Genomic DNA, 23,790 nt, shown 5'->3' on the forward strand with positions numbered 1-23,790 from the left:
ACTACATTACTAACAACTAAGCACTTACCAGTTCACCGAGCCCCTCAGTGATTTGGTTTGGCCACGTTTGCTCTTTTGATTTAGGCGTTTCTTTTGCGAGCTTTTTGTTGGCTTGGTTGCTCTGCGTGTCTTTTCAACTTTGGTGGCTTCTAAGATCAGTGTTTTTAGCCGCTCCAAGGCATCTTCCTTATTTTGCTCTTGGGTGCGAAAGCTCTGAGCTTTAAGCACAATGACACCCTCTTTGGTCACTCTAGAGTCTTTAAGTGCAAGCAGGCGCGCTTTGTAAAAGTCAGGCAGTGTTGAGCGGTTGATATCAAACCTAAGATGAATGGCACTTGAGACTTTATTAACGTTTTGCCCACCCGCACCTTGGGCGCGAATAGCGGAAATATCGATTTCCCACTCTGCTAGAGTGACATTATTTGAGATTTTAAGCATAGTAATTTCAAGCCTCCGTTCGCCATTTTAGCAAAGTAACGGAAGGCTTGAAATAGCAGTGGTTAGCGTGTAGCTATGCTGTTCGAGTTGCGATAGCTGGTGGCACTCTTGCAGCAGCCACAGCAGGGTAAGTAACCGCCAACTGACCTGCGAGCAACATTACTACCGCACCTGCAATCAAATAATCACTGGGTACACTGGTAAGCCCAAAGTAATTAACCAAATAAATATTCGCAGTGATTGCGATGATTATGCCCAGAGCAATGCCAAGTAAAGACACCACCGCATTTTCAATCATAAAGTAACGTAGAATGTCGGCCTGAGTTGCCCCAAGAGCACGACGAGTACCGATTTGCTTACGACGTTTATAAACGGTGTATCTTGCCTGACCAAAGATCCCCAGCATAGTTACACACGCCAGAGCTGCGATCACCGCTTTTAGCGTTTGGCTCACCGCATAATCTGCTTGTAAATTTTCCGTTTTTATTTGCTCGAAGGATTTAAAGGCATCAAGTTGACGGCCAGGCTTTTTAAGCATTAAGGCTTGAACTTCATCCATTGCAATTTCTCTTTGACCAGACTTTGCTTTTACTACTATGATGCTTTCTTCATAATGTTCTCTAACCGAACTTATTACGGTCATATCGTAAGCGTACCAAAACCGCCAAGGTGACTTCATAGTTTCAACGATACCCACAACCTTTTGCGGTACCGATTCAACATAAATAGTTTCTCCAATCACACTGCGCCAATCGTTAGGACGAATTTTATGTGCCAAGTCCTGCGAAACTAACACGCTGGCTGATTCCGTATGGCCATCAAAATACGTGTGTACTACATCATTATGTTGTAAGTTTCTACCCGCAACCACTCGCAGTCCAAGCGTATCTACAATGGTGTCATCCGAACCATAGTAGCCTGCGTGAGTTATCCTTTCATCTTCCTCAGGGGTTAAACCAACATCTAGTGAACGGCCCCAGTTAGTAAGCGGCATACTCGTGATCGTACTTACACTCTCAACACTGGCTAGTGCACGGATATCGGCAAGGTCGGTATCAAGAGCTGCATTTTTTTCTTCATCGCTGCCTTCAAAATGAGTTCTAAAGCTGAACAACTGGCTCTCGGCTAACCCTGTCGGTTGCACCAATTCTTGCTCTTTAAGTATCATCATATAAATGGCATTAACCAAAATGGTAAATGTAAGCGCAATTTGCAAAACGAGTAGTAGCGGAGAAGTCTTATTTTTGTTTAAGGTTTTTAAAATTGGCAATAAATCTCTCATGGTCACGCTCCTACAGGCTTTTTAGCTGACTAGATGGTTGTACTTTTGCCGCATGTAAAGTCGGTAGCAAACCAAAAGTCACAGCACTCGCCACAGCCAATACAATCGTCATGATGACTATACCTGCGGTCATCTCAAGCATCTCAGCATAAAGATGGCTGTATAATTGCGCAGTGATACTCAAACCAATTTGCGCAAGTAATAGCCCAAGTATCCCTCCCAAGAGCCCAATAATACAGGTCTCAACAGTAAACTGAGTGATAATATCTTGTTTAGAAGCTCCAACCGCTCTACGAAGCCCAACTTCACCAGCTTTACCATGAAACTTTGCGACCATCATTGCCATACAGTTAAGCAGACAAACCGCAAGAAATGCGAATGCAAGCCACACAGCTACATTGCCATCATCTTTGATAATTTTTCTTTCAATTAATTGCTCCTTCACATTAAATAATTGATGTAAAGGCTCTCGTAAAAAGCGACCATACTCTCTTTGTTCCATCGAGTAATTAACCAAAAAGTCCATGTAATTATCACGCTCTGACGCGGAGTTTAATTCAACCCAGTAGGAGACCCATACGCATTCAGATGCTAAAATTGCCGAAAATGAGTCATCAGCGGGTTCTTTCCAGCATTGATAAGACACGTCGGAGCCTGTCCACAACTTATTATTAATTTGCGCTTGGAATGGGACAATAACGTCTCTAGGTTTGTTGAAAGCACGAGTTCTGTAATCAAAAAACTTGGGGATAGGATACCAATCGTCGGTAACACCAACCACTCGGTACTGTAAATCTCCTAAGAGCAATGACTTACCGACGGAGTTTTCTCCATCAAATAACTTATCATTCAGCTCGCTACTGATCACCGCAACTTGCAGCCCATCCTGATCGGCAATCTCATCCCATGCACCACCAAACTTAAACGGCACCTCAAACATGGTGAACATGTCTCGGTATGCACTTCTAATTGGGGTCATTTTTGCTTCAGTGATTGACTGCTCTGTGGTGCGAGTCATCATTTTGAAACTACCAAGAGGTGTTTGATTAACGCCCTGTTTTGCTTTTTGTAGATTGATTGCATCTTGATAGGTAAGAATAAAAGGTGGAACTTCTTTCCCTTGGGAAATATTGAACGGCTTATCTGGGCCGTAGCTATTCAATCGAACATTAAACAAGCGATCACTTTTTGTAGGGATCGGATCTTTTTGTAGCAGATAACTCACTGTATAAGTAGTCATTGCTGCGCCAATTCCAATCGCGATTGTCATAATCATTAACAATGATAAAAAAGGCGTTTTCCGCAATGAGATAAGCGCTAATTTAAGATAATAACTAAACATAACTTATCCTTAAGCAATGGCCTTATCGTAGTTCTTTCTCTCGCTCAACATACCATCACGGATTTCAATAATACGCTGAGCTTTTGCCGCTTGTTGAGCATCATGAGTCACCATCACAATGCTTGTTCCCTGCGCATTGATATCTTTGAGCAGTTCCATAATACCATCGGCCATTTTACTATCTAAGTTGCCCGTTGGCTCATCGGCGAGTAGAAAGGACGGTTTACCAGCAATCGCTCGAGCAATTGCTACCCGTTGCTGCTGACCTCCAGACAGTTGCGATGGGTAATGCGCTTTGCGTGATGCAAGACCCACTTTATTCAACGCATCCATGATCCGTTCGTGACGCTCTTTTGATGATAATTTGCGATAGCGTAAGGGCATGTCGACATTATCGTAAAGATTTAGCTCAGGAATTAAGTTAAAGCTTTGGAAAATAAAGCCGACTTTTTCGTTACGCAGCTTTGACTTGGCTTTATCACTTAACTTTTCAACATTAATACCATCCAGCTCATAACTGCCATCGCAGAAATCCTCTAATAAGCCGGTGATATTTAGAAAGGTCGTTTTGCCTGAGCCTGACGGGCCAATAACGGAGACAAACTCGCCTTGCTCTATTCTCAAGTCAAATGGCTGCAAAGCTTGAGTTTTTATTGTGTCTGTATAGTAAGCTTTTGATAGATGACGCATGGATAGCATGTTGCAGCTCCTTTATTGAATTATTTTCACACTGGGAGCATCTTTAAAGATCCGCGCGTCAGAGGTGATAACCTGATCGCCGATATTAAGCCCCGATAGTACTTCTACTTGTCCAATACTTCTCAGTCCAATCTTTATTGGCGTTTTGACGGCCGTGCCTTCTTTTACTACATAAGCAAACTGTCCATTGTACGCTTCTAAATATTGACCATGTGGTAGGTAGGCGATATTTTCTTTTTGCTCGAGTACAATTCGACTAGTTAACCTTTGGTTTTGCCTTAATCCCTGAATTGTGTCGTCTCTAAATCGGATTTTCCCGGCAACGCGGCCATTTTCAATTTCAGGCGAAATGGCAACGATTTCGCCACTATAAACATCACCATTGAGGTTCACCTCGGCTAACATTCCTAAGGCTAAATCATCTGAATAGCTCTCAGGTATTTGCACCTCTATCTCGTATTTGGAGAGATCGACCACGCTTAATAGTGGCTGATTTTTAGCCACTGAATTTTTTTGCTCGACTACTAAATTACCAACGAGTCCCCCTACTGGTGAGACAATTTTAAGCGCATCGACTTGCCTTTCAAGCTCTGCTACTTTGACTTTTTGTGCTTCAAGTTCAAGCTCTTTGGTCCGAATCTCAAACTTCTGACTTTCTTTTTGCAATTCAACTTCTTTAATTGCCAGGCGGTATTCTCGAAGCGCATTTTCGAGATCATCTTTGGCTTTTTGATAATCAATATCGCTGACAACTTGAGTTTTTAAACCATCTTCAGAGCGACGCATTTCACGCTTAGCAGCATTCAATACAACGGTAGCTTTACCTAAATAATTTTCCTGTGCTAAGTCTTGTTTTTTAGCTTGAATGATTTGTCGCTGAAGTTCAGTATCTAACTGATTTAGCTTAGCTTGATGCTGTGCAAACTCGCTCTTTAACTCCGGACTATCTATTACGGCAAGAGTTTGACCTTCAATAACGCTATCTCCCGATTCGACCAAATAGGTCACAGTCCCTTGAGCAGGGCTATATATTGTCGGACGCCGTGCTGCGACGACTTTTCCCTGAACAGAAATATCGCGAACAAAGTCACCTTGTTTAACTGCTGAAATATGAATTTTATCGCTTGAAACTGCTGTTTGACCACTTGCCCATTGCTCAACAATTGGTGCAAAAAATAAAACAGTAATTAATATCAGAATACTTACTACCGCTATCAATATTTTATTTTTTTTAGGTCTTTCAACCTCAGAGTCTTGAGCACTCGTATCTGAAATATAGGCCATGAAATAATCCTTTTACCACTGCCTTAGTTATTGAGAAATATGCACTTTACAAGTACTTTTCACAGCTATTAGCTCAACTAGCGTTAACGTCACTTGATAGAGTTTGGAACCGAGCAAGTGTATCTTTCTCGCCACTTTTCAAGTGAAGCAAATCTCAAAAGATAAAAAGCAAAACAGGTAATGTGAGTGCCTAAACCTTACACAAACTCAAGACTAATGTCACGAAAAATAAAACACTTTGTTAACTATTTGGTTTGATTCTTGACGACTTCCAAATATCGGCTTTCTATAAATTTTTTCTCTTTGGACAAGTGCTCAAGTGCATCTCGGGTTTGCTCCAACTCTTTTTGAATAGCTTGCAACTTTGGACCATCTTCAACCTCTTGTTCTTGAACCATTAGCTGTTGCAGAGCCTGGCTTTGTTCAGCAATTTGTCTTTTGTATTCATTGATAGTTTGAGACATATCTTGGCGCTCTTTTTCAAAGGTTGCGACCAGTTGCTCTAGCTCTTGCTCGGATGTACCTCCCACAGACTTAGAGGCTTCTAGTTGCTGCTTTAATGTGTCATTTTCTTTTTGTAGTTCCTCTGTAGACTCATATTGGTCATATAGCTTTCTTCTCGTTTGCTTAAGTCGCTCTAAACTTTTCGACAAATCTCCTCGAAGTTTTTTTATTAGCCGATGCGATTTAAGCAACTGACTGTTTAAATCATCCATGCGGGTTTGCTCTTCTGGCGAAATATGATCCTGTGTTGAGCGTTTAACCTCAGCTAGTTGCTGTTCTAAGTGAACTTGTAAGTTAGCCAATTCTTGAATGGTGTGTTGGTTATCTTCGACAAACTTCATTGACTTGTTAATTGCATCGCGACAGTGCTGAAGCAGATATTGTTGCTCTGCGTTGGATGTCCCAGCTCCACCAGCAGTCTTTGCAAACAATCTAAATTCTCGAAGGATTAACAGCAAAATATAAAACCAAAAAACTAATATCAGTAGCCCGATATTCACCGCCATATAGATAAATACATCGACTGGTAGTTTGCCTAGAAACATATTATGCACTCATTATTTTCTTACTTTCATTTTAGTATTGGTTAAAAATCGTGCCTATAATAAATCTATATTTTTCAATAAAGTGGTAATGTGTGAAGATATTGCTCGTGGATGACAGTGCCGCAACACTTGAGATTATTCGTCGCGGTTTAGTACGTTTTAGATATCGTAAGCTGTTGATAAAGAAAGCACAAAGTGCAAAAGAAGCACTAAAGATTATTGGTTCTTGGCATCCAGATATTGTATTGACCGACTGGCATATGCCCGATATTTCAGGACTCGCTCTCGTCAAAGCAATCAAACAAAAACAGCTTGATGTCACCATGGCGATGGTAACGACTGTCGACGATCGTGAGCAAATTAAGCTCGCCCTTGACTATGGTGCCGCGTTTGTACTGTCAAAGCCGTTTGCTGACGACGACCTTCATAACAAAATCATGCCGCTGGTCAAAGCCGCAGAAGAAAGCAGCAAAACGAGAGAAATTCATACGCTACATAAAGGCGTGCCCTTGCCTCAAGTTGGGCAACTTGAAAAGCTAATGAACAAACATATTGATACAGAGTTGAGACTCTATCAGGTGCATCAAATGGAATATAATCCCGATAACCTTCCGTGTGTTATGGTCGCATACGAAGATCCGAGCAGCCAGAAAGTTCGCGCAATCGGAATATTTGATGTGTATTCGGTCTGTGTGCTTGCCGCATCCACAGGGAATTTAACTGATCAAGCTGGGTTTGAAGCGATTCATCAACATCAGATAACAGACGACATGTTAAGCGCCTGCCACTCAGCACTAAACTCTACGTCTTATGCATTTCTAGACGGCATAACCAGAAGGAGCCTTAGAGTAAAAACCCTACAGTTGGTCACTAAGCCTTTTCCTAAGTTAAAACGCTTGTATAAGTCCGCCGCAAACATGCGCATAGATTTATGTTGCCAACGTCCAAATATGGCACAAGGTAAAATATTGTTGGTTGGGTTTTTAAGCTAACGCTTTAAGCAAGATGCCAGGATCAGTTATCCCAGCTTCTTTTAAAGCTTTTTGGATATTTTGGGTTAATTCAATAACTTGATTCTGCATACGCAAAATATATTCAAGTTTTTGTGTAACTAGCTCCGCTTTCATTTCATCTGAATAAGCGTTATTTACTTTTAGCTCTTCGAGTAATTTTTGCTCTTCTTTTATTTTCTCTCTGAGCTCTTCTAGCTTTTCAACCATTTTTTGAATGTGAGGTGGTAGTGCTGCTTCTTCCTGCTCCTCTCTTACCTCTTCTCCAGATAACTTAGACATATCTTTTTCTGATAGTCTGAGTGGTTTAGATTCTGTCGTTTCTTCAACCTTGGTTTTCTGCTCCATCTGACTCGTGGTTGATTGAGCTGGTGAGTGAATTAAAAAGTTCACGTTCATTGTCTTAGGCCAATATGATTTCCTTTGACCTATATATCGGTAATTTATCGAGGATCTTTAAGAAAAATTGCGCGGCTTCCTTGCCGCTGCAAGTGCTTGGGAATGGAATCACTCGGTACTGAAAACTAACCGAGTTAAAAATAATTCTGTTTTAAGATTTGCTTGCAGTTGCTCAATGCCCGATTTAATGCCTGCAACAAAGTTTTACCTTTTGCCTTGACCTTTAACGTTGGTAATCCGGGTAATAAAAGCTCAACTTGGCATAAGGTAAACTTGCCAATCTGCTTGTCCACCTGTTTTTCAATTCGTACATTTATTTTTCGAATATTGTTTGCATAGCCGCACAACGCTTCATTTATTGTCTTAGCAAAAGCCACTTTACTTGACACCGCTATCGGCTCATTTACACCAACAAGGTTCAATTTCATCATTACCTCAGACAATCGCATCACATATAACTTTGTTGAAAACTTAGAATGACTCGAATTAAAAACGCTTACGCTATCCGCTACATTCTCTCAACTTCTACTTGCGCCATGAGATCAAATCTACTAATGTTCAATAAAAGATAAAAGCTGATTATATCTAACTAAAAGAAAGATTTTTACGAACAATATGAACATAAACTTCAATCACCTTTACTATTTTTGGCAAGTAAGCAATGAAGGCAGTATCGCAGGTGCAAGTAAAGTCCTTCATTTGACGCCTCAAACCATCAGCGCGCAGCTATCAAGCTTAGAAGATCGGCTGGGGAAACCTTTATTTATAAGAGAGGGCAGAGGACTCAGGTTGACTGACTTCGGCATTTTGACCAAGCAGTATGCGGACGATATGTTTTCGATTGCCAAAGAATGGTTAGAAACAACACAAGATGGTGCAACAGCCATACATCGCACATTAAAAGTAGGTATCTCAGATGCCATTCCAAAATCCTTAGTATCAAAATGGCTTGCGCCTTTGATAGAAAATGAGCAAGTTGCCAACTTGCACTGTATTGATGGTCAGCAGTCTGAATTATTGGCTCAGATGGCGATGCATAAACTCGATATCGTACTAGCGGACAAACCACTTGATAGTAATCTGCCATTTAAAGTGTTTTGTCACGAAATAGGAAAGAGCCAGATTGGCTTTTATGGTTCAATTTCTAGTTGTGAAGAACTTAGGGCAAACTACCCAAAGTCATTACAAGCGCAACCAATCATTCTTCCAGCGAAACACAGCCCAGTAACGAACTCGATTCAATTTTGGCTACAAGAGCAAAATATAGAAATCAAAGTCGCAGGTCATGTGGATGACAGTGCCTTGATGAAGGCATTAGGTCAACAGGGGTTTGGCATTTTTCCTGCCCCACTTTCGATAAAATCAGAATTGCAACGGCACTATGATGTCTGCCTCATTGGCACTATAGAAAGTACGTATCAAAACTATTACGCTTTCACACCCGATAGATTAATTAAAGACTCTATCTTCAGCGAGTTCGTAAATTTTGCCAAGGGAGTAAGCTGACGCTACAGTCAGTTTATGTTGGCTGTAAAAGAGAAGATAAGTTTTGTTTATAACGTCTTGATAGGTGGAGTGAATCTCCGTTTTCTAGAATAACGTCGTAATCTCCATTATCTCTTGTCTTAAGTTCACTGATAGCATTCAAATTAACGAGTGAAGACTTATGGATCCTAGAAAAGCCAAAGGTTTTAAGACTTTTTTCCATTGATGACATCGTGTCCCTATGCAAGATTGAGCGCTGCCGATTGATCATATGAAGCTCGACATAGTTTCCCGCACCACCAACCCAAGCTAAGTCTTCCACTTTTATCACATGAATGTGCCCCGAGTCTTTTACAATCAATCTTTGATTAGGGACATATTCTAATGAAGCTTCTTTAGAGTGCGAGAATGCCAGCTGAAGAATATTGGTGATCAGAGCACCTTCTGTATCTTTACCATCAACATTCATTGTTGTAGAAGCATTTAATTTAACATCTGTCGTTATTTTAATAGTTGGCACAGAGTCAAAATTTCTGGTGATTAATTCTTGCTGTCTCAGGTCAGTATCATGTGAAATATCAATTAACAAACAGTCGATTTCACCCACTCCAATAGTTTCCAAAACATCAACAATATTTTGATAATAAACAAACTGGGAACAAACTGCGACTTCTTTTAACTTTGTACTTATTTCGACGCCAAGCTCAGATAAATAGCTAGGAATAGAGATCGTCACTCTTTTCATTCATCACCTTAAACACATCAATAGGTTAACAAGGATACTAATACTTTGTATCTTATTTCACAATAGTTAACATATTATTGTTATAGATTGTTACTATGTAATCTGCAAATTAAATTTGATCTTTTTTTTCTCGCCTGTCGTCACTGATTCCCATCGCCTTACGTATCTCAACTGGCATATTCCAAGCTTCCGTCATAACTTCGTCGTGATACTAATAAGCCTTTGTGATGAGTTATTAAACTTACCGAGGGTATCTAAAACAAACCTATCAGGGGATATCATGAAACAATTCAAGCGTTCTAAGTTAAGTATGCTTATCACTTCCGCGTGCCTAATCGGTGGAAGTCTAAGTATCCAAGCATCAGCCGAGGAAACAGCTGATGGTGCTAATGAAGAAGTCGAAAGAATTTCTATTACAGGCTCTCGTATTCAGCGTGTCGCATTAACTGCGAAAACACCGGTTATCGAACTAGACGGTTCTGAGTTTGCCATGTCGGGAAACTTAAACGTTGAGCAAAAGCTTGCCGAACTGCCGCTAACAGTTCCTTCTTTCGGCCCAAGCTCAAATAACCCTGGTGACGGTACCGCTCGAGTAGACTTACGTGGTCTTGGCAACGAGCGCACTCTTGTTCTTGTTAATGGTCGCCGCTGGGTACCAGCGACACAAACAGGTGTTGTCGACTTAAACACTATTCCAGCGTCTCTTATTGAAGGTGTAGACATCATTACCGGTGGTGCAGGTGCGGTATACGGTTCTGATGCCCTAGCAGGTGTTGTAAACTTTCGTTTGAAAGACGACTTCGAAGGCGCTGAAATTTCTGCGTTATACGACATCACCGAAGAAGGCGATGGGGAAAAGTTCAACACTGACCTTACCTTGGGTGGAAACTTTGCCGACGGTAAAGGTAACGCTACTGTTTATATCGGTTACGCCAAACGTGAATCAATCTTCCAAGGCGACAGAGACTTTACTAGCGTAACACTCACTGAAGGCGATACAGGTTTAGTACCTGGTGGTTCGTCAGGTATCCCTGGCACTCGTGTATTCGCAGGTCCAACGCTTCCTAACGGTACAACTTTAGGCCGTTTTGGTCCTAACGGTGAAGGCCTACCATATACATCATCAGACGCGTTCAACTATGCCCCTGATAACTACCTGCAACTACCGCAAGAGCGTCTAACACTTAACTCTTTTGCACACTATTACATCAATGATGAAACTCGCTTATATAGCGAATTATCTTTCATCCGCAACGAAGTTCCGCAACAGCTAGCTCCAACTCCTGCATTCGTTAATGGCTTGGTAGTTAACCCTGACAGTCCATTCTTCGGTGCAGATGTTCAAGCTGCAATGAAAGCATTAGTACCTGAACTTGATGCTGAAGGTGAACCAACTGGCAACATGGTTAGTCAACTTGACGCCGATGGTAACTTTACATTCGCTACAATCGGTCGTCGTATGGTTGAAAACGGTCCACGCCAAGCGATTGATACACGTAATGCGATGCGTTTATTGGTCGGTGTAGATGGCTTTATCGGTGACTGGGCATACAATGCTTACTACAGCCGCTCTGAACTAGACCGCTCTAATCTACTTAATAATGACGTTTCTGAAACGCGTTTCAGACAAGCTATTTTAGTTACTGATGACGGTAGCGCATGTCAAGACACATCTGGTGGATGTGCACCATTGAACATATTCGGTGAAGGTAATATTTCACAGGCTGCGATTGATTTTATCAATGTTGGTGCATCTAACGTAACAAACATCAAACAAGAAATCTTCCACATCGATTTTGCTGGTGAGTTACCATTTACCGTACCATCTGCTGACATGCCTATAGGTTTCGTAATTGGTTACGAAAGCCGTTTTGATGACTCAAGCTTCCGCCCTGATGAATTCTTAGCATCTGGTGATGTTTTGGGCTTTAACGCTGGTGAACCAACAGTTGGTAGCTATAGTGTTGATGAAATCTTCACAGAGATTGATATTCCATTAGTAACTGATGCGGCATTTGCTGAAGACATTACACTATGGTTTGCGGGACGTCTTTCTGATTACTCAAACATTGGTAATGCTTCTTCATTTGCAACCACGTTAAACTGGAAAGTAAACGAATACGTTTCGTTCCGAGCTGGTTATCAAGAATCTGTACGTGCGCCTAACATCGCCGAGCTATTCCAGGGCGCTGCAAATGGTTTCCCAAGCGCAACTGATCCATGTAGCGTAGACGGTTTTGAAGAAGGAAAAACTGATAGAGCGCTTTGTGAGGCTCACGGTGTTGCGTCTTCTCAAGTAGGTGTATTTGAACAAGCAAACGCGCAAATCGAAGGTAGCTTCGGTGGTAACCCTGACCTGAAAGAAGAAACATCAGAAACGGTTACTCTAGGTCTTGTTATTACACCGACCGAAAACTTTGACATTACAATCGATTACTTTGATATCACAATTGATGATGCTATCGATGTACTAGGTGGTGGCGTAAACAATATTCTAGATATTTGTTACAACCAACTTAAAGATCCTAACTCAGAGTTCTGTCAAGCAATTACTCGTCGTCCTGACGGTAACGTTGACCTTGTTACAGCGCTTAACGCGAACATCGCGTCGCTAGGCACAAAAGGTTATGACGTTAACTTCAACTGGACCACAGAGCTTGATTTTGGAATTGGTGAGAATGGTTCAACCCTGAACATTAACTCTAAGAATACCATCCTAGATGAGTTCTTTAGAACGCCAAGTGTTGGTTTCACTGAAACAAATTACTGTGAAGGTAAATTCGGTAATACCTGTGGTACGCCACGTCCTGAGTTCCAAAGTAATAACCGCTTTACTTGGACTTCAGGCGACTTAAGCATCACAGCTCTAGCCCGCTACATGAGCGAAGTTGATGACGACTCAGGCACTAACGAAATCGCTCCAATTTCTAAAGCAGAATGGTATCTTGACCTTAGTGCAAGCTACCACTTCACAGATAATGTACAAGCAACATTTGGTATTAAAAATGTGTTAGACACTGAGCCAACGCCATTAGGTGATGCTCAACAACAAGCAAATACATTCCCAGAGTTGTATGACGTAATTGGCCCACGTTACTTCGTGAGTGCTGTGTACACGTTCTAATCAGTTGATACTGAAAGACTAGGGAGCTTCGGCTCCCTTTTCTGTTGTTGCTGTATTAAGTCCTTTATCTACAGTGAGTTACTAAATTTTCCATCGCGTTTACTGAAAAATTGATAGAAACCAGCAAAACTTCAAAATAACAACACTTTACTCGCAACTAAGTCGAGTTTGGCTAAAATAAAAAGTATGCAGCTCAGTCTAATTGACCGTTTAAGAAAAATATAATATGAAGCAAGCGCCCGAAATTACTATTGCAGTTCAAGATGCTTTCAAATTGATCCAACAAAAACAATATCAACAAGCGTTAACTAAGTTACAGCCTTTTACTGACTCGCCTCACCCCGATCTGCATTACCTTTTAGGAATTTGCTATAAATCACTAGCCGAGTGGCAAAGCGCAATAACCTCATTAAGTGATGCAGCTAAACTCGCTCCACTTAAAACTGAAATCTTAACTCATCTAGCCAAATGTTACTGGCTATCGGGTGATTTACACCAAGCAGAGGCCCATTACCTTGCGCTGTATGAAGCTGAGCCCAAAAATCTAGATTTACTTAAAAACTTGTCGCTTCTGTATCTTGAACAAAACCGGCTCGACTTGGCAAGTGAGTGGGCACTCAAAGGACAATCTCTAGATGATTCTGGACAACTCACCAAAATACTCGGGGACGTTGAAAAAACAAGAGGAAACCTCAGTGAGGCGATCAGTTACTATCAACAAGTTCCCCAACACTCTCCGGTTGTCTTTCGGGCAATACACAATTTAGGCCTTTGCTATAAATTACAGGCTAAATTTGACCAAGCAATTCAATGCTTTAAATTTGTGCATCAAAAAGCACCTGAGCACTATGAACCGCTTTACAACCTCGGCGACTGCTTTTTTGCAAATGGTCAATTTGAACAAGCACAACAAGCCTACAATCTGGCATTAAAGCAAGCCCCATACAATCCAATCATACATAAAGCGATTAACGAGCTTTATTGGCAAAGTGGGCAGCATCAGCTTTTTGCTACCAGTTTACTAACCGCGATGGAGTCAGCAAATAACCGCCTAGAACTCATAGAGTGCCTAGCTGAACTTTACTGGAATACCAATCAGTACAGGTTATGTGAGGAATGTATCCAGACGTCAGGTTACACCGATACTTCCGCTACATTACTCGCGTTAAGAGGGCGTCTGGCGGCCACAAACAATGAGCTAAATGCAGCCTTTGAGCATTTCGATAGTGCCAATAAGATAGTCATTAATTGCGACAGGATATGTGAGCAAGCAAAATTTGCAATCCAGCTTGGAGAGTTCGGTACCGCACAATCCCTGCTCGAAAAAGTGTTGCAAGCGCAGCCCAACTCACAACTTGCATTAGCTTGGCTAAGCGTAGTATATCAAGCTACCGATAAACAAAAGCACCACGCTCTATGCAACCCTGATTTTATTCTGACCACAACCTTAGGTGCTCCGATCGGCTATCAAGACACTGAAGACTTTCTTAAAGCGTTGGAGTCATGCTTACTAACACTTCATCAAGGCAAACAAGCACCAAGTGAACAAACCTTAGTAAATGGCTCACAAATTTCAGGAGGCTTGCTTAATAGAGATATCGAAATCATCTCCAAAGCTCGAACTCAACTGCTGCGAGATATAGATAAATGCCTTAATAAGTTAGATTTAGATCCAGAGCATCCATTTTTAGCTCATTTAAGCAAAGAGAAATGCATTACAGGCTCATGGTCTGTCAAACTGACGGAGCAAGGTTTCCACGTAAGCCATATTCATCCCGCAGGTTGGATTAGTGTAGTTTTATATATCAACACGCCAAATGACGATAGCAATAATGGTGTAATTGAGTTTGGGCGGCCACCACTGGCACCACCCTACGATTTTCCACCATTCAAAACCGTAAAACCCCAACGAGGGCAAATCGTGATCTTCCCCTCTTATTTTTGGCATGGAACACAGCCATTTAACCCTACCGATAATAACTATCGAATGACTTTGCCATTCGATATTGGCGTTCTTAATAAATAACCTGAGGTTTGGATAAGGAATGTTCAAACTCATTGTTTCTAAAGAACAACTTAGTTTTTCCTTGTCTAGCCAGAGAGTTTTAGGGAAAACAAGGCGAATTTACGCACCAATAGCTGGCTATTGGAAGTGAATTCAACGCAGTTAGCGCTAAAACTGGCTGCTAGAAAGGCATTAATTATCCGCAGCTCAGGTTAAATAGAAAGAGAAACCACTTTAATGACAAACGAAGAGACACAACCACTCAATATAGACTCACTTTTACAGCCAATTCTCGAATGCGAGCCACAAAATAGTTGGCCATTACTATTATCGAAGCTAATCGATAGTTATCCTCAAAGTGCTGAACTAAGCTATCGGGTTGCTGTAATTTTAGAGCAAATTGGAGCGTTACCTGAAAGTGAAAAGGCCTACTTTCACTGCCTTACTCTGGCACCCAAAAACTACTTAGTATATCTGTACCTTGGACATTTATTAGAGAAGAAGGGAGAAGATAGTACAGCACTCGTATGTTACACCCTATGTGAAGCACTCACAGGCAGCTTTAAGCGCCTTCAACTCGCCAATAGTACCGCCCCTCAAACACTTGAGCGCTTCCAAAAAGCTTGGCAGTGTATGGAAAAGAACCTTGGTACAGCATCAAGTATTGAGTCGGGTCGCTGGGTGCAATACAGTAGTAAACCTTTTGAAACAGCCCAAGCACCACACCTTTTTTACGTTGCGAATCTAAGTGCTCATCCTATCTGGCCCGCGGAGCAATTTGCATGGTATGAAAGCTTTAACGCTACGATCCCCGACATTATCAAAGAGTTTCACAAGACGTTTAATAGCGCATCTTCACACCTTACGCCTTATTTGTCGGGTAAAGAGTATGAAAGCGCATTTCCAATGCTCGCAAACAGTAACAACTGGCAAGCGTTATCCCTTTTTAAAGAGGGTGTGGAAAACGTTTCAGTGTCAAAGCACTTTCCTATACTCAAAAAGGCCTTAGAGAAAGTACCTTGTTATGGCTTAACAGCATCTCCATACGAAGTGTTTTACTCTAAATTAGCCAAAGGCCAAACCATCACTCCACATTACGGCCTTTCGAACCACAGCTTAACAGTGCATTTAGCCATAGATATTCCCCATGACTGTTACCTAGACGTCAATGGCGAGCGTGCTTCATGGCAAGAGCATCAACTCACCATCTTCGATGACTCCTATTTGCATATGGCACATAATGGCAGCGACCGTGACCGAATTGTACTTATATTCTCAATTTGGCATCCTGATCTAACATCGACTCAATGCCAGGCAATACAATCAGAATTTAAAAATAGACAACGCTGGATTGATAATTTAAACGCAACTTTGGATCAATATAGAAACGATCACTAGAATCCTAATTTTCGTCACGTCTCCCCCCCAACTTACCACAAAAGGGGTTGTTACTATGTGAATAACCCGTAACTTAAAGTCTGACCTTATGATTGAGGTCTCCCTGGATAATTTCGGGGGGTAACCCCCGTTTTTTTCATACTAGCCACACCATAAATCACAGTGCTAAAATCCAACCACAATCTTCAAGTTAATGTAAATTCATGCAAAAACCGATCATTACAATTCATTACTGCGTGCTTTGCCAATGGATGCTGCGAGCTTCTTGGCTTGCACAAGAGCTGCTTTCAACTTTCTCCGACGATTTAAAGCAAGTTGCGCTCACGCCTGCAAGTAAAGGCGTATTCGAAATTTACTACAATGATACGTTAATTTGGTGCCGCAAAGCAGATGATGGCTTTCCAGAAGCCAAGGTGCTCAAAAGAAGAGTGAGAGATTTATTAGATCCTGAGCGCGATTTAGGCCATGTAGATAAGTAACCGGCGAACAAGGGTGGCTATCACTTAATCCGGAGCGTGTATGAGCAAGTCCAAAGTCCCCACCGGTTAACAGCTTCATAAATAAATTCCAGCACATGATCCAGACCTGAATAACTCCGATTTAGTCCCGTGCAAACGGGGGCGAAGTAGGACCGACAAAAATATCTGGAATATTTTTGAACAGCTCTGCTGACCCGAAGGGCGAAAGGCAGGAAGTCTGGAGTCATCATCGTTTCGCAGCCTGCTGAGGTGAGCGCATGGATGCGTGAGGGATGCTGCTTCACGGACGATTTACAGCACATGATTCAGACCTGAAAAACTCAGGTTTAGCCCCGTGCGTACGGGGAACACAGCTGGTTCTGCTGTATCTGAATCAAAGTCGACGGTATAGCCCCGTGCGTACGGGGAACACCCATGAGAACTCTTTAAATACAGCACTATTGCCGGTTTAGCCCCGTGCGTACGGGGAACACCAACAATCAGCTCGATGCTTGTCCCCGTCGTTCGGTTTAGCCCCGTGCGTACGGGGAACACTGTTACTTTATCAATGAACGATGCGATAACATCGGTTTAGCCCCGTGCGTACGGGGAACACACTTTGCCAATATTCGTATTTATCAATGGCGGCGGTTTAGCCCCGTGCGTACGGGGAACACGCGAACCAATTGCAACCAACCAATGTTGACGTCGGTTTAGCCCCGTGCGTACGGGGAACACATGAATTGCTCAAAAATCCAAATAAAAACATCCGGTTTAGCCCCGTGCGTACGGGGAACACTTTTTATGCCACTGGTGATAATGAAATCTATGCGGTTTAGCCCCGTGCGTACGGGGAACACTAGAAATCGTAGTAACAACAGGACTATTTTACCGGTTTAGCCCCGTGCGTACGGGGAACACTAGGACTGAGTAGGAAATTCTTTCCTGTGGCACGGTTTAGCCCCGTGCGTACGGGGAACACGCTATACCAGCCGATTTTGATGATATCGAGTGCGGTTTAGCCCCGTGCGTACGGGGAACACTCCCTCTCTGCGCAAATCGTGATAGCGTAAATCGGTTTAGCCCCGTGCGTACGGGGAACACAGGGAAAGGTATTTTCTTATGCTTTATGTGAGCGGTTTAGCCCCGTGCGTACGGGGAACACTTACTCCCCTCGCTAGGTGCGTTATATCCGAGCGGTTTAGCCCCGTGCGTACGGGGAACACAGCCGGTAAGCCAGTACCTAAACCAAGCATGACGGTTTAGCCCCGTGCGTACGGGGAACACAATACAGCGTGGAGGGCCTGTTTGATGAGTGACGGTTTAGCCCCGTGCGTACGGGGAACACGGGTGAATTAACACTCTCGAATGGGTAAAGCACGGTTTAGCCCCGTGCGTACGGGGAACACCGGTTTCTTTCTAGCCGCGAAGAATGGCAAGACGGTTTAGCCCCGTGCGTACGGGGAACACTTTTTCATCACCACGCTTTTGAGCCTTATAAACGGTTTAGCCCCGTGCGTACGGGGAATACCAACAATCAGCTCAACGCTGGCCCCCGTCGTTCGGTTTAGCCCCGTGCGTACGGGGAACACGTTTTGGGTGATGCCGTTGCTAGATTTGATTGCGGTTTAGCCCCGTGCGTACGGGGAACACGAAGTGTAGGTTGTTCCATCGGCTCGTTGCATCGGTTTAGCCCCGTGCGTACGGGGAACACAATAAGAACTCACAAACCTGTTTGCGGTTAAGCGGTTTAGCCCCGTGCGTACGGGGAACACGCCAATACAAATCTGCACCGACCAACCATAACCGGTTTAGCCCCGTGCGTACGGGGAACACGGGATTATGTGCATTCGTGAAGAATGGAAAGACGGTTTAGCCCCGTGCGTACGGGGAACACTCAATTGAGTTGGTTATTTTCATAAGTTTTCTCAGGTTTAGCCCCGTGCGTACGGGGAACACGCATGATGGTAACAAACTACTACTAGATGAAATCGGTTTAGCCCCGTGCGTACGGGGAACACGGTGTTGATGTTGTTTTGCCAGCTGATTTGCGCGGTTTAGCCCCGTGCGTACGGGGAACACAGATTCTGCGTTTGCTGGCATCTGTGAATTCTCGGTTTAGCCCCGTGCGTACGGGGAACACACCTTAATTCTCAGGTTAACGATGCTCATGTGCGGTTTAGCCCCGTGCGTACGGGGAACACGCCTGATATCAAGCAGAACGTGCAAACCGTTGGCGGTTTAGCCCCGTGCGTACGGGGAACACATTGTTATGTCGACAGCAGCGTCCTGCAACGCCGGTTTAGCCCCGTGCGTACGGGGAACACCGGGTTGTTGTTACGTAGCCCGCGAACCGTGTCGGTTTAGCCCCGTGCGTACGGGGAACACTTTCACATCAGATGGCGCAACCTCGTTAATGTCGGTTTAGCCCCGTGCGTACGGGGAACACTGACCAGTCCAGCCTAAATCAGCTAATGCCGCCGGTTTAGCCCCGTGCGTACGGGGAACACATTAATGGATTGAGCAGCCTCACTATAAAATTCGGTTTAGCCCCGTGCGTACGGGGAACACACTATTTTCTCAGCGGCTAATTTTAGGTGTTTCGGTTTAGCCCCGTGCGTACGGGGAACACGGCAAAAATCAACCCTGATTTTTGATGCTCGGGCGGTTTAGCCCCGTGCGTACGGGGAACACTTCACAATCCGTTGGCGGTGGTGGGTCTGTGTCGGTTTAGCCCCGTGCGTACGGGGAACACCTACCGAGCAGGTTCAGCCAGTACCTCAAAATCGGTTTAGCCCCGTGCGTACGGGGAACACTCTCTAGTGCTTTGTTTTCATCCTTGGTAAGTCGGTTTAGCCCCGTGCGTACGGGGAACACTGAAGATGTTCTAATGCACTTTGCAGATGCGACGGTTTAGCCCCGTGCGTACGGGGAACACATTTACTCGACATTCAAAATCATCCTGTAAACCGGTTTAGCCCCGTGCGTACGGGGAACACGGTACGTTCCTTGTGTGGGTCTTCGTTGAAGGCGGTTTAGCCCCGTGCGTACGGGGAACACATTGTTGTGGTCGTCATGAGATAAGCGGAACTCGGTTTAGCCCCGTGCGTACGGGGAACACTCTAAAATTATATACTTGTTTTTAATAAAGAAAAATCACCTAGTAAAAGTTACCGAAAATTTTAGGTACAAAAGTACCTCTCATTATGAGGTAAAAATCTTAATCTCCAACTTGTTAAAGAGCATTAAATCGAATTAAAAAGTGGGCGTTCGCTAATCTGCCCCTTGGCTATCATCTACTCTGGGCGTGTACTTCACCAGTCTCAGGCCCTGAAAATCGACTGGCATTCTGGCGTTTTCGCCGTAAGTGATAAAATCAAAACCCGACTCGGTATTAGTTGCCCAAGCCATAACCGCATTGCCGTCTTCCGCCAGCTCACTGACCTGAAACCAGATCATTTCGCGAATGCGTTTACTTACATCCCCCACGTACACACCCGCACGAATTTCCAGTAGCCACACCGCCAGACGACCTCTTAACCTAGGTGGCACTGCCTCAGTAACAACCATGCACATACTCATAGTGGTCCTCCGCTGCGATGACCTTCGTCACCAATGGATTCAGGTTCAGGGATAGCGGGCGGTTGTGCGTCAGCATAGGGCTCGGGCGGTGTTACCTCTCCGGCGGCTAATACTTCTTCAATCAGCGGGATAAGGCGTGGTAATACCTTGTCTTTACGGAACGCTTCGCGACAGGCGATGCGTACTTCACGATCGGGGAATTGTGGTCGCCGTTTGGCAATTTTAAACGCCACAGGCACCACGGTATCGAACTTTATAATGTCTGCAATATCATACACAAACGACAATGGCTTTCCTGTATGCAAAAAGCCAATGGCAGGCGCATAGCCAGCAGCCAGCACTGCGGCTTCGGTGACGCCATACAAGCAAGACGTGGCGGCGCTGATACATTGATTGATCACATCGCCCTTCGCCCAATCTTTAGGGTCATAACGTCGTCCCTGCCAGCTTACCTGATACTGTTTAGCAAGCAGTTCATAGGTTTTGCGTACACGCGTGCCTTCAATGCCCCGAAGCTGATCAACCGAGCGCCGCTCCGGTGCCGGTTCGCCAAAGCGTAGCTCAAACATTTTGCGCACGACTTTGAGCCGCAGGTTTTCATCCAGCGCCAGCTTGGCCTGATAGAGCAACTTATCGGAGCGTGCACCACCGGGCTGCCCAGCAGAGTATAGCCTGACGCCCGCTTCGCCCACCCAGATAAGCAACGTGCCCGTGGTTGCAGCCAACTTGACCGCCGCATGACTCACCCGGGTGCCCGGTTCCAGCATAATGCACACCACAGAGCCCACTGGAATCAGCATCCGTTCACCGTTTACTTCATCAATCACAACAAATGCGCCGTCGCGCACGTCAATACGCCCCATACCGATAAAAATCATTGAGTTACGATCTTTAATTGGAATAGGTTTTAAAGGAAGAAATGCCATTCCCTGCACTCCCAAATTAAGTAAAAAATTAGGAAAAAGGCGAGTCTCCCCGCCTTACAGATTAGATTACAACGGCTTGATCAACATCAGCCCGCAACCAAAAGCTTTGGATCGACCGATGCCGTTGAATAATGCCTGCTCCAGTTTTTGCACATCGGTGATTTTTGCCACGCCAAAATAATCCAGTGTACTGAGCTGAATTGGCCTAGCCCCGTCTTTTTTAACCACTTTGTGCTGCTTGTAATTGCTAAACTCAATACACTGAGTCAGCAACTCCAGGCCACCCTTTTGCAGCTTTCTGTCTAGCCAGGCTTTTGCCGCTATATCGACTGCTTCATTCACATTACTATTTGCTTTTTGAGCCTGTTTTTTGGCATGCATCAAAACATCGTGACGGCGAGTTTTCTCTCCTTTTGGCGTAATATCTACCGTTGGGTTAGCTCGCAACGAGAACTGAACCAGCCCTGCTTCTTTGAACTGTTCCTGCTGTGTTTGAGTGACTATTTTCCAGCTTTTAATCGCTTCTTTTAACTGACGCTTTGAGCGAATAAATACTGTTGGTACTGGCAGGGCCATATCCACACGAAACATAAAGTCAGCCTGAGTCAGCTCGCTTTCAACAAAACAACGCCATACCCACTGATGCTGCTTGTATAGATCATCGGGATGTAAAAACCCTAAATCTTCTCCATCCTGATCAGGATCAAAATACAATCGGCTTTCATGCCAGAGATTGTCAGACATATAGCACTTCCTCCGTATCCACCAACCCCCAACTGCTTTTAACGCTTCTAAATGTAAAGGCCCTGTGGTTTATCTCAAAGCTCAGTGGCACGTCATGTCGTTGCTCCGTGCCTTCTTGTGCCTCGCTGTCTATGATGTATTTCACCGGTGTTCCGTCTGCCTTTTCATGCTCGGCTTGCATTCTTGGCGCTTGTTGTAGTGCCCGCTCTAAACTCAGCTCAACACGGGCGTTATGCGGATCAACTAAGGGAACGCCCGGCAAATAGGACTTACGCCCTAAAAATTGTGGCCAGACCGGGTTTAACAGAGCATGATGCAGTTTTTTAAGCAAAACCGCGTCGCCTTCAAAGCCTACCCAAAAGGCGGCATCTGCCAGATAAGCACGATGTGACAACTGCGTATCCGGCTTGCCACCGTCAGCCTTTGCCACATTCAGCGCCGTTTGGTAATCAAATGCCAGATCGCCTGGTTTATCTATGCGCACGCCCATTCGCAATGCAGTAAGATCATTCAGAGGCTCATTTCGCTCACGCCCTAGTGATGCACACAGCAAACCGATCACACCACTTTTTGTCGGATCAAGCTGAGTGTTGCGCAGTTCAAAGGCACTTTTTAGCCCCCATGACTGCATTGGTCCGGCTAATCGGATCAACAAAGTACTCATTGACACTCCAAAGCACCTTGCAGTGCATCAAGCATCTGAGCTTCCAGTTGTGCAATGGTGCCACTGTCTTTGTCCTGATACTCTTCCAGATTATCGATATAAGTGCTGCGGCCCTCAAAAATAAAGCCCGATTCACCATACATACCTGCAAGCTTCTTAGCGAACATTTCCAGTTTTTGTGCTGACTGTTGCTCAAGCTCCGCTTCATCAGGCTTGTCTATCATTACTGCCTGAGTAAATGCGTTGCTCAGAGACCAGGGCGCGCCATCTTTGCGCACATTCACTTTGATATAGCTTGGCGGATTCTGCGCCGCAAAACTGTTTTGTTTACCCGAAGGCACCGCCTGAACTAACGCCCGGAAAAATCCTTTTACCGCGCCAGTCACCTGTTCCTTATCCTGTCCAAGATTGGCAGCCAGTTTATCAATATTGATCTGGGCATAGCGGTAATAACAGGCACTGTTAAAGTAAACGCCACCCATCATGCCAGAGCCTTGCTCACCCGCCTGCAACTCGTCGTCCACAGCAGTGAAAAAGTCCATGGCTGGCGTAACAATATTAGTTGAAATTGCATGAGCCACCTGGCACGCCGCATCAACATTGATATTGTTGTTGTCCGCGACCATACGGCCGAATAGTGCGATATCTGCGGCGAAAGCCTGTTGATGCTTACCAAATACTTCACCCACTAGTTTTGCGAGCTTTTTATCTAGCTTATTTTTATCCTCCTGATTTAGCTCATCAAAATTTTCAAGTGCAATATTCTTTAGCGCTTCGACTTCATTCAACCCTAGGTAAAGCAAGTATTCAGTTTTGAACTTATGTTTTTCTTCTTTTTGCACCAACTTCAGCTCAGCAAGTCCAAGTAAATTTTCACAGACTATATTACTTGCATCTTCAGGTTTGCCATTGGCAACCAAGAAATCTCTAATCTTAAAAGCTAGCTTACGAGTGCGTACAGCGCGGTCGCCCTGATGCTCTACAACAGCATCGTTAAATGCCCCATGCGTACGAATTGCGCGCTTCTGACACTGGCTTGAGATCCGCGCCCGTTGTGAACCACCAAACACACAAGATTTAGGCGTATTGGTATCGTCGCGGTTTAAGTTGCTTGGGGCAAAGTTCTGTAATACATGAAATTCGATAAAAGACATAA

20 protein-coding genes and 1 CRISPR repeat array are annotated in these 23,790 nt (G+C 44.1%); of the genes, 6 read left to right on the forward strand and 14 right to left on the reverse strand.

Annotation, left to right across the window (positions count from 1 at the left end):
• Nucleotides 1–24 precede the first annotated feature (24 nt).
• The 6 genes from arfB to MHN30_RS12185 form a co-directional block, all read right to left on the reverse strand.
• On the reverse strand, nucleotides 25–438 hold the full coding sequence (gene arfB, locus MHN30_RS12160; protein ID WP_130165692.1) for an alternative ribosome rescue aminoacyl-tRNA hydrolase ArfB: 414 nt from the start codon (nucleotides 436–438) through the stop codon (nucleotides 25–27).
• A 73-nt stretch (nucleotides 439–511) separates the two neighbouring features.
• Nucleotides 512–1,720: an FtsX-like permease family protein gene (locus MHN30_RS12165; protein WP_045988990.1), complete on the reverse strand. Its 1,209-nt coding sequence runs from the start codon at nucleotides 1,718–1,720 to the stop codon at nucleotides 512–514.
• Nucleotides 1,721–1,730: 10 nt separating this feature from the next.
• Nucleotides 1,731–3,062, reverse strand: coding sequence for an ABC transporter permease (locus MHN30_RS12170; protein ID WP_045988991.1), 1,332 nt, complete (start codon nucleotides 3,060–3,062; stop codon nucleotides 1,731–1,733).
• A 9-nt stretch (nucleotides 3,063–3,071) separates the two neighbouring features.
• On the reverse strand, nucleotides 3,072–3,761 hold the full coding sequence (locus MHN30_RS12175) for an ABC transporter ATP-binding protein (protein ID WP_045988992.1): 690 nt from the start codon (nucleotides 3,759–3,761) through the stop codon (nucleotides 3,072–3,074).
• 12 nt (nucleotides 3,762–3,773) lie between these two features.
• A complete protein-coding gene (locus MHN30_RS12180; protein ID WP_130165690.1) occupies nucleotides 3,774–5,045 on the reverse strand; it encodes an efflux RND transporter periplasmic adaptor subunit in 1,272 nt (423 codons plus the stop codon).
• Between the two features lie 245 nt (nucleotides 5,046–5,290).
• The gene (locus MHN30_RS12185) at nucleotides 5,291–6,094 is read right to left on the reverse strand and encodes a chromosome partitioning protein ParA (protein WP_130165689.1); all 804 of its coding nucleotides are present in this window, start codon (nucleotides 6,092–6,094) and stop codon (nucleotides 5,291–5,293) included.
• Nucleotides 6,095–6,186: 92 nt separating this feature from the next.
• Here MHN30_RS12185 and MHN30_RS12190 point away from each other — a divergent pair, with 92 nt between their 5' ends.
• Nucleotides 6,187–7,086, forward strand: a complete 900-nt coding sequence (locus MHN30_RS12190) for a response regulator (RefSeq protein WP_130127548.1) — start codon at nucleotides 6,187–6,189, stop codon at nucleotides 7,084–7,086.
• Here MHN30_RS12190 and MHN30_RS12195 read toward each other — a convergent pair.
• Both MHN30_RS12195 and MHN30_RS12200 read right to left on the reverse strand, forming a co-directional pair.
• Nucleotides 7,078–7,503, reverse strand: a complete 426-nt coding sequence (locus tag MHN30_RS12195; RefSeq protein ID WP_222244469.1) for a hypothetical protein — start codon at nucleotides 7,501–7,503, stop codon at nucleotides 7,078–7,080. The genes MHN30_RS12190 and MHN30_RS12195 overlap by 9 nt on opposite strands.
• A gap of 134 nt (nucleotides 7,504–7,637) precedes the next feature.
• Entirely contained in the window at nucleotides 7,638–7,934 is a 297-nt protein-coding gene (locus tag MHN30_RS12200) for a hypothetical protein (RefSeq protein ID WP_239359790.1), read from the reverse strand.
• A gap of 184 nt (nucleotides 7,935–8,118) precedes the next feature.
• Here MHN30_RS12200 and nhaR point away from each other — a divergent pair, with 184 nt between their 5' ends.
• Nucleotides 8,119–9,009, forward strand: coding sequence for a transcriptional activator NhaR (nhaR, locus tag MHN30_RS12205; protein WP_039496207.1), 891 nt, complete (start codon nucleotides 8,119–8,121; stop codon nucleotides 9,007–9,009).
• 13 nt (nucleotides 9,010–9,022) lie between these two features.
• Here the strand turns inward: nhaR and MHN30_RS12210 are convergent, their stop codons facing one another.
• On the reverse strand, nucleotides 9,023–9,733 hold the full coding sequence (locus MHN30_RS12210) for a LytTR family DNA-binding domain-containing protein (protein ID WP_239359792.1): 711 nt from the start codon (nucleotides 9,731–9,733) through the stop codon (nucleotides 9,023–9,025).
• A gap of 280 nt (nucleotides 9,734–10,013) precedes the next feature.
• Here MHN30_RS12210 and MHN30_RS12215 point away from each other — a divergent pair, with 280 nt between their 5' ends.
• The 4 genes from MHN30_RS12215 (at nucleotide 10,014) to MHN30_RS12230 (ending at nucleotide 16,739) form a co-directional block, all read left to right on the forward strand.
• The gene (locus tag MHN30_RS12215; protein ID WP_130165684.1) at nucleotides 10,014–12,857 is read left to right on the forward strand and encodes a TonB-dependent receptor; all 2,844 of its coding nucleotides are present in this window, start codon (nucleotides 10,014–10,016) and stop codon (nucleotides 12,855–12,857) included.
• A 226-nt stretch (nucleotides 12,858–13,083) separates the two neighbouring features.
• Entirely contained in the window at nucleotides 13,084–14,883 is a 1,800-nt protein-coding gene (locus tag MHN30_RS12220) for a tetratricopeptide repeat protein (RefSeq protein ID WP_239359794.1), read from the forward strand.
• A 216-nt stretch (nucleotides 14,884–15,099) separates the two neighbouring features.
• Nucleotides 15,100–16,260, forward strand: coding sequence for an aspartyl/asparaginyl beta-hydroxylase domain-containing protein (locus tag MHN30_RS12225; protein WP_130165682.1), 1,161 nt, complete (start codon nucleotides 15,100–15,102; stop codon nucleotides 16,258–16,260).
• Between the two features lie 203 nt (nucleotides 16,261–16,463).
• Nucleotides 16,464–16,739, forward strand: a complete 276-nt coding sequence (locus MHN30_RS12230; RefSeq protein ID WP_239359796.1) for a SelT/SelW/SelH family protein — start codon at nucleotides 16,464–16,466, stop codon at nucleotides 16,737–16,739.
• 322 nt (nucleotides 16,740–17,061) lie between these two features.
• Nucleotides 17,062–19,839: a CRISPR direct-repeat array (repeat unit 29 nt; unit sequence CGGTTTAGCCCCGTGCGTACGGGGAACAC).
• Between the two features lie 152 nt (nucleotides 19,840–19,991).
• On the opposite strand, the gene cas2e is transcribed toward MHN30_RS12230, so the two are convergent.
• The 5 genes from cas2e to cas7e all read right to left on the reverse strand — a co-directional run bounded on the left by cas2e (nucleotide 19,992) and on the right by cas7e (nucleotide 23,788).
• On the reverse strand, nucleotides 19,992–20,300 hold the full coding sequence (gene cas2e / locus MHN30_RS12235; protein ID WP_130165681.1) for a type I-E CRISPR-associated endoribonuclease Cas2e: 309 nt from the start codon (nucleotides 20,298–20,300) through the stop codon (nucleotides 19,992–19,994).
• Nucleotides 20,297–21,226: a type I-E CRISPR-associated endonuclease Cas1e gene (gene cas1e / locus MHN30_RS12240; protein WP_239359798.1), complete on the reverse strand. Its 930-nt coding sequence runs from the start codon at nucleotides 21,224–21,226 to the stop codon at nucleotides 20,297–20,299. The genes cas2e and cas1e overlap by 4 nt, the downstream gene beginning before the upstream one ends.
• 66 nt (nucleotides 21,227–21,292) lie before the next feature.
• Nucleotides 21,293–21,970: a type I-E CRISPR-associated protein Cas6/Cse3/CasE gene (gene cas6e / locus MHN30_RS12245; protein ID WP_130165680.1), complete on the reverse strand. Its 678-nt coding sequence runs from the start codon at nucleotides 21,968–21,970 to the stop codon at nucleotides 21,293–21,295.
• Complete coding sequence (cas5e, locus tag MHN30_RS12250) at nucleotides 21,963–22,634, reverse strand: type I-E CRISPR-associated protein Cas5/CasD (RefSeq protein ID WP_130165679.1); 672 nt, start codon at nucleotides 22,632–22,634, stop codon at nucleotides 21,963–21,965. Before cas5e ends, cas6e begins: the two co-directional genes overlap by 8 nt.
• Nucleotides 22,631–23,788, reverse strand: a complete 1,158-nt coding sequence (gene cas7e, locus MHN30_RS12255; protein ID WP_130165678.1) for a type I-E CRISPR-associated protein Cas7/Cse4/CasC — start codon at nucleotides 23,786–23,788, stop codon at nucleotides 22,631–22,633. Before cas7e ends, cas5e begins: the two co-directional genes overlap by 4 nt.
• Nucleotides 23,789–23,790: the final 2 nt, after the last annotated feature.

The organism is Pseudoalteromonas sp. OF7H-1, from assembly GCF_022347825.1.
Taxonomy (GTDB): Bacteria; Pseudomonadota; Gammaproteobacteria; order Enterobacterales; family Alteromonadaceae; genus Pseudoalteromonas; species Pseudoalteromonas maricaloris.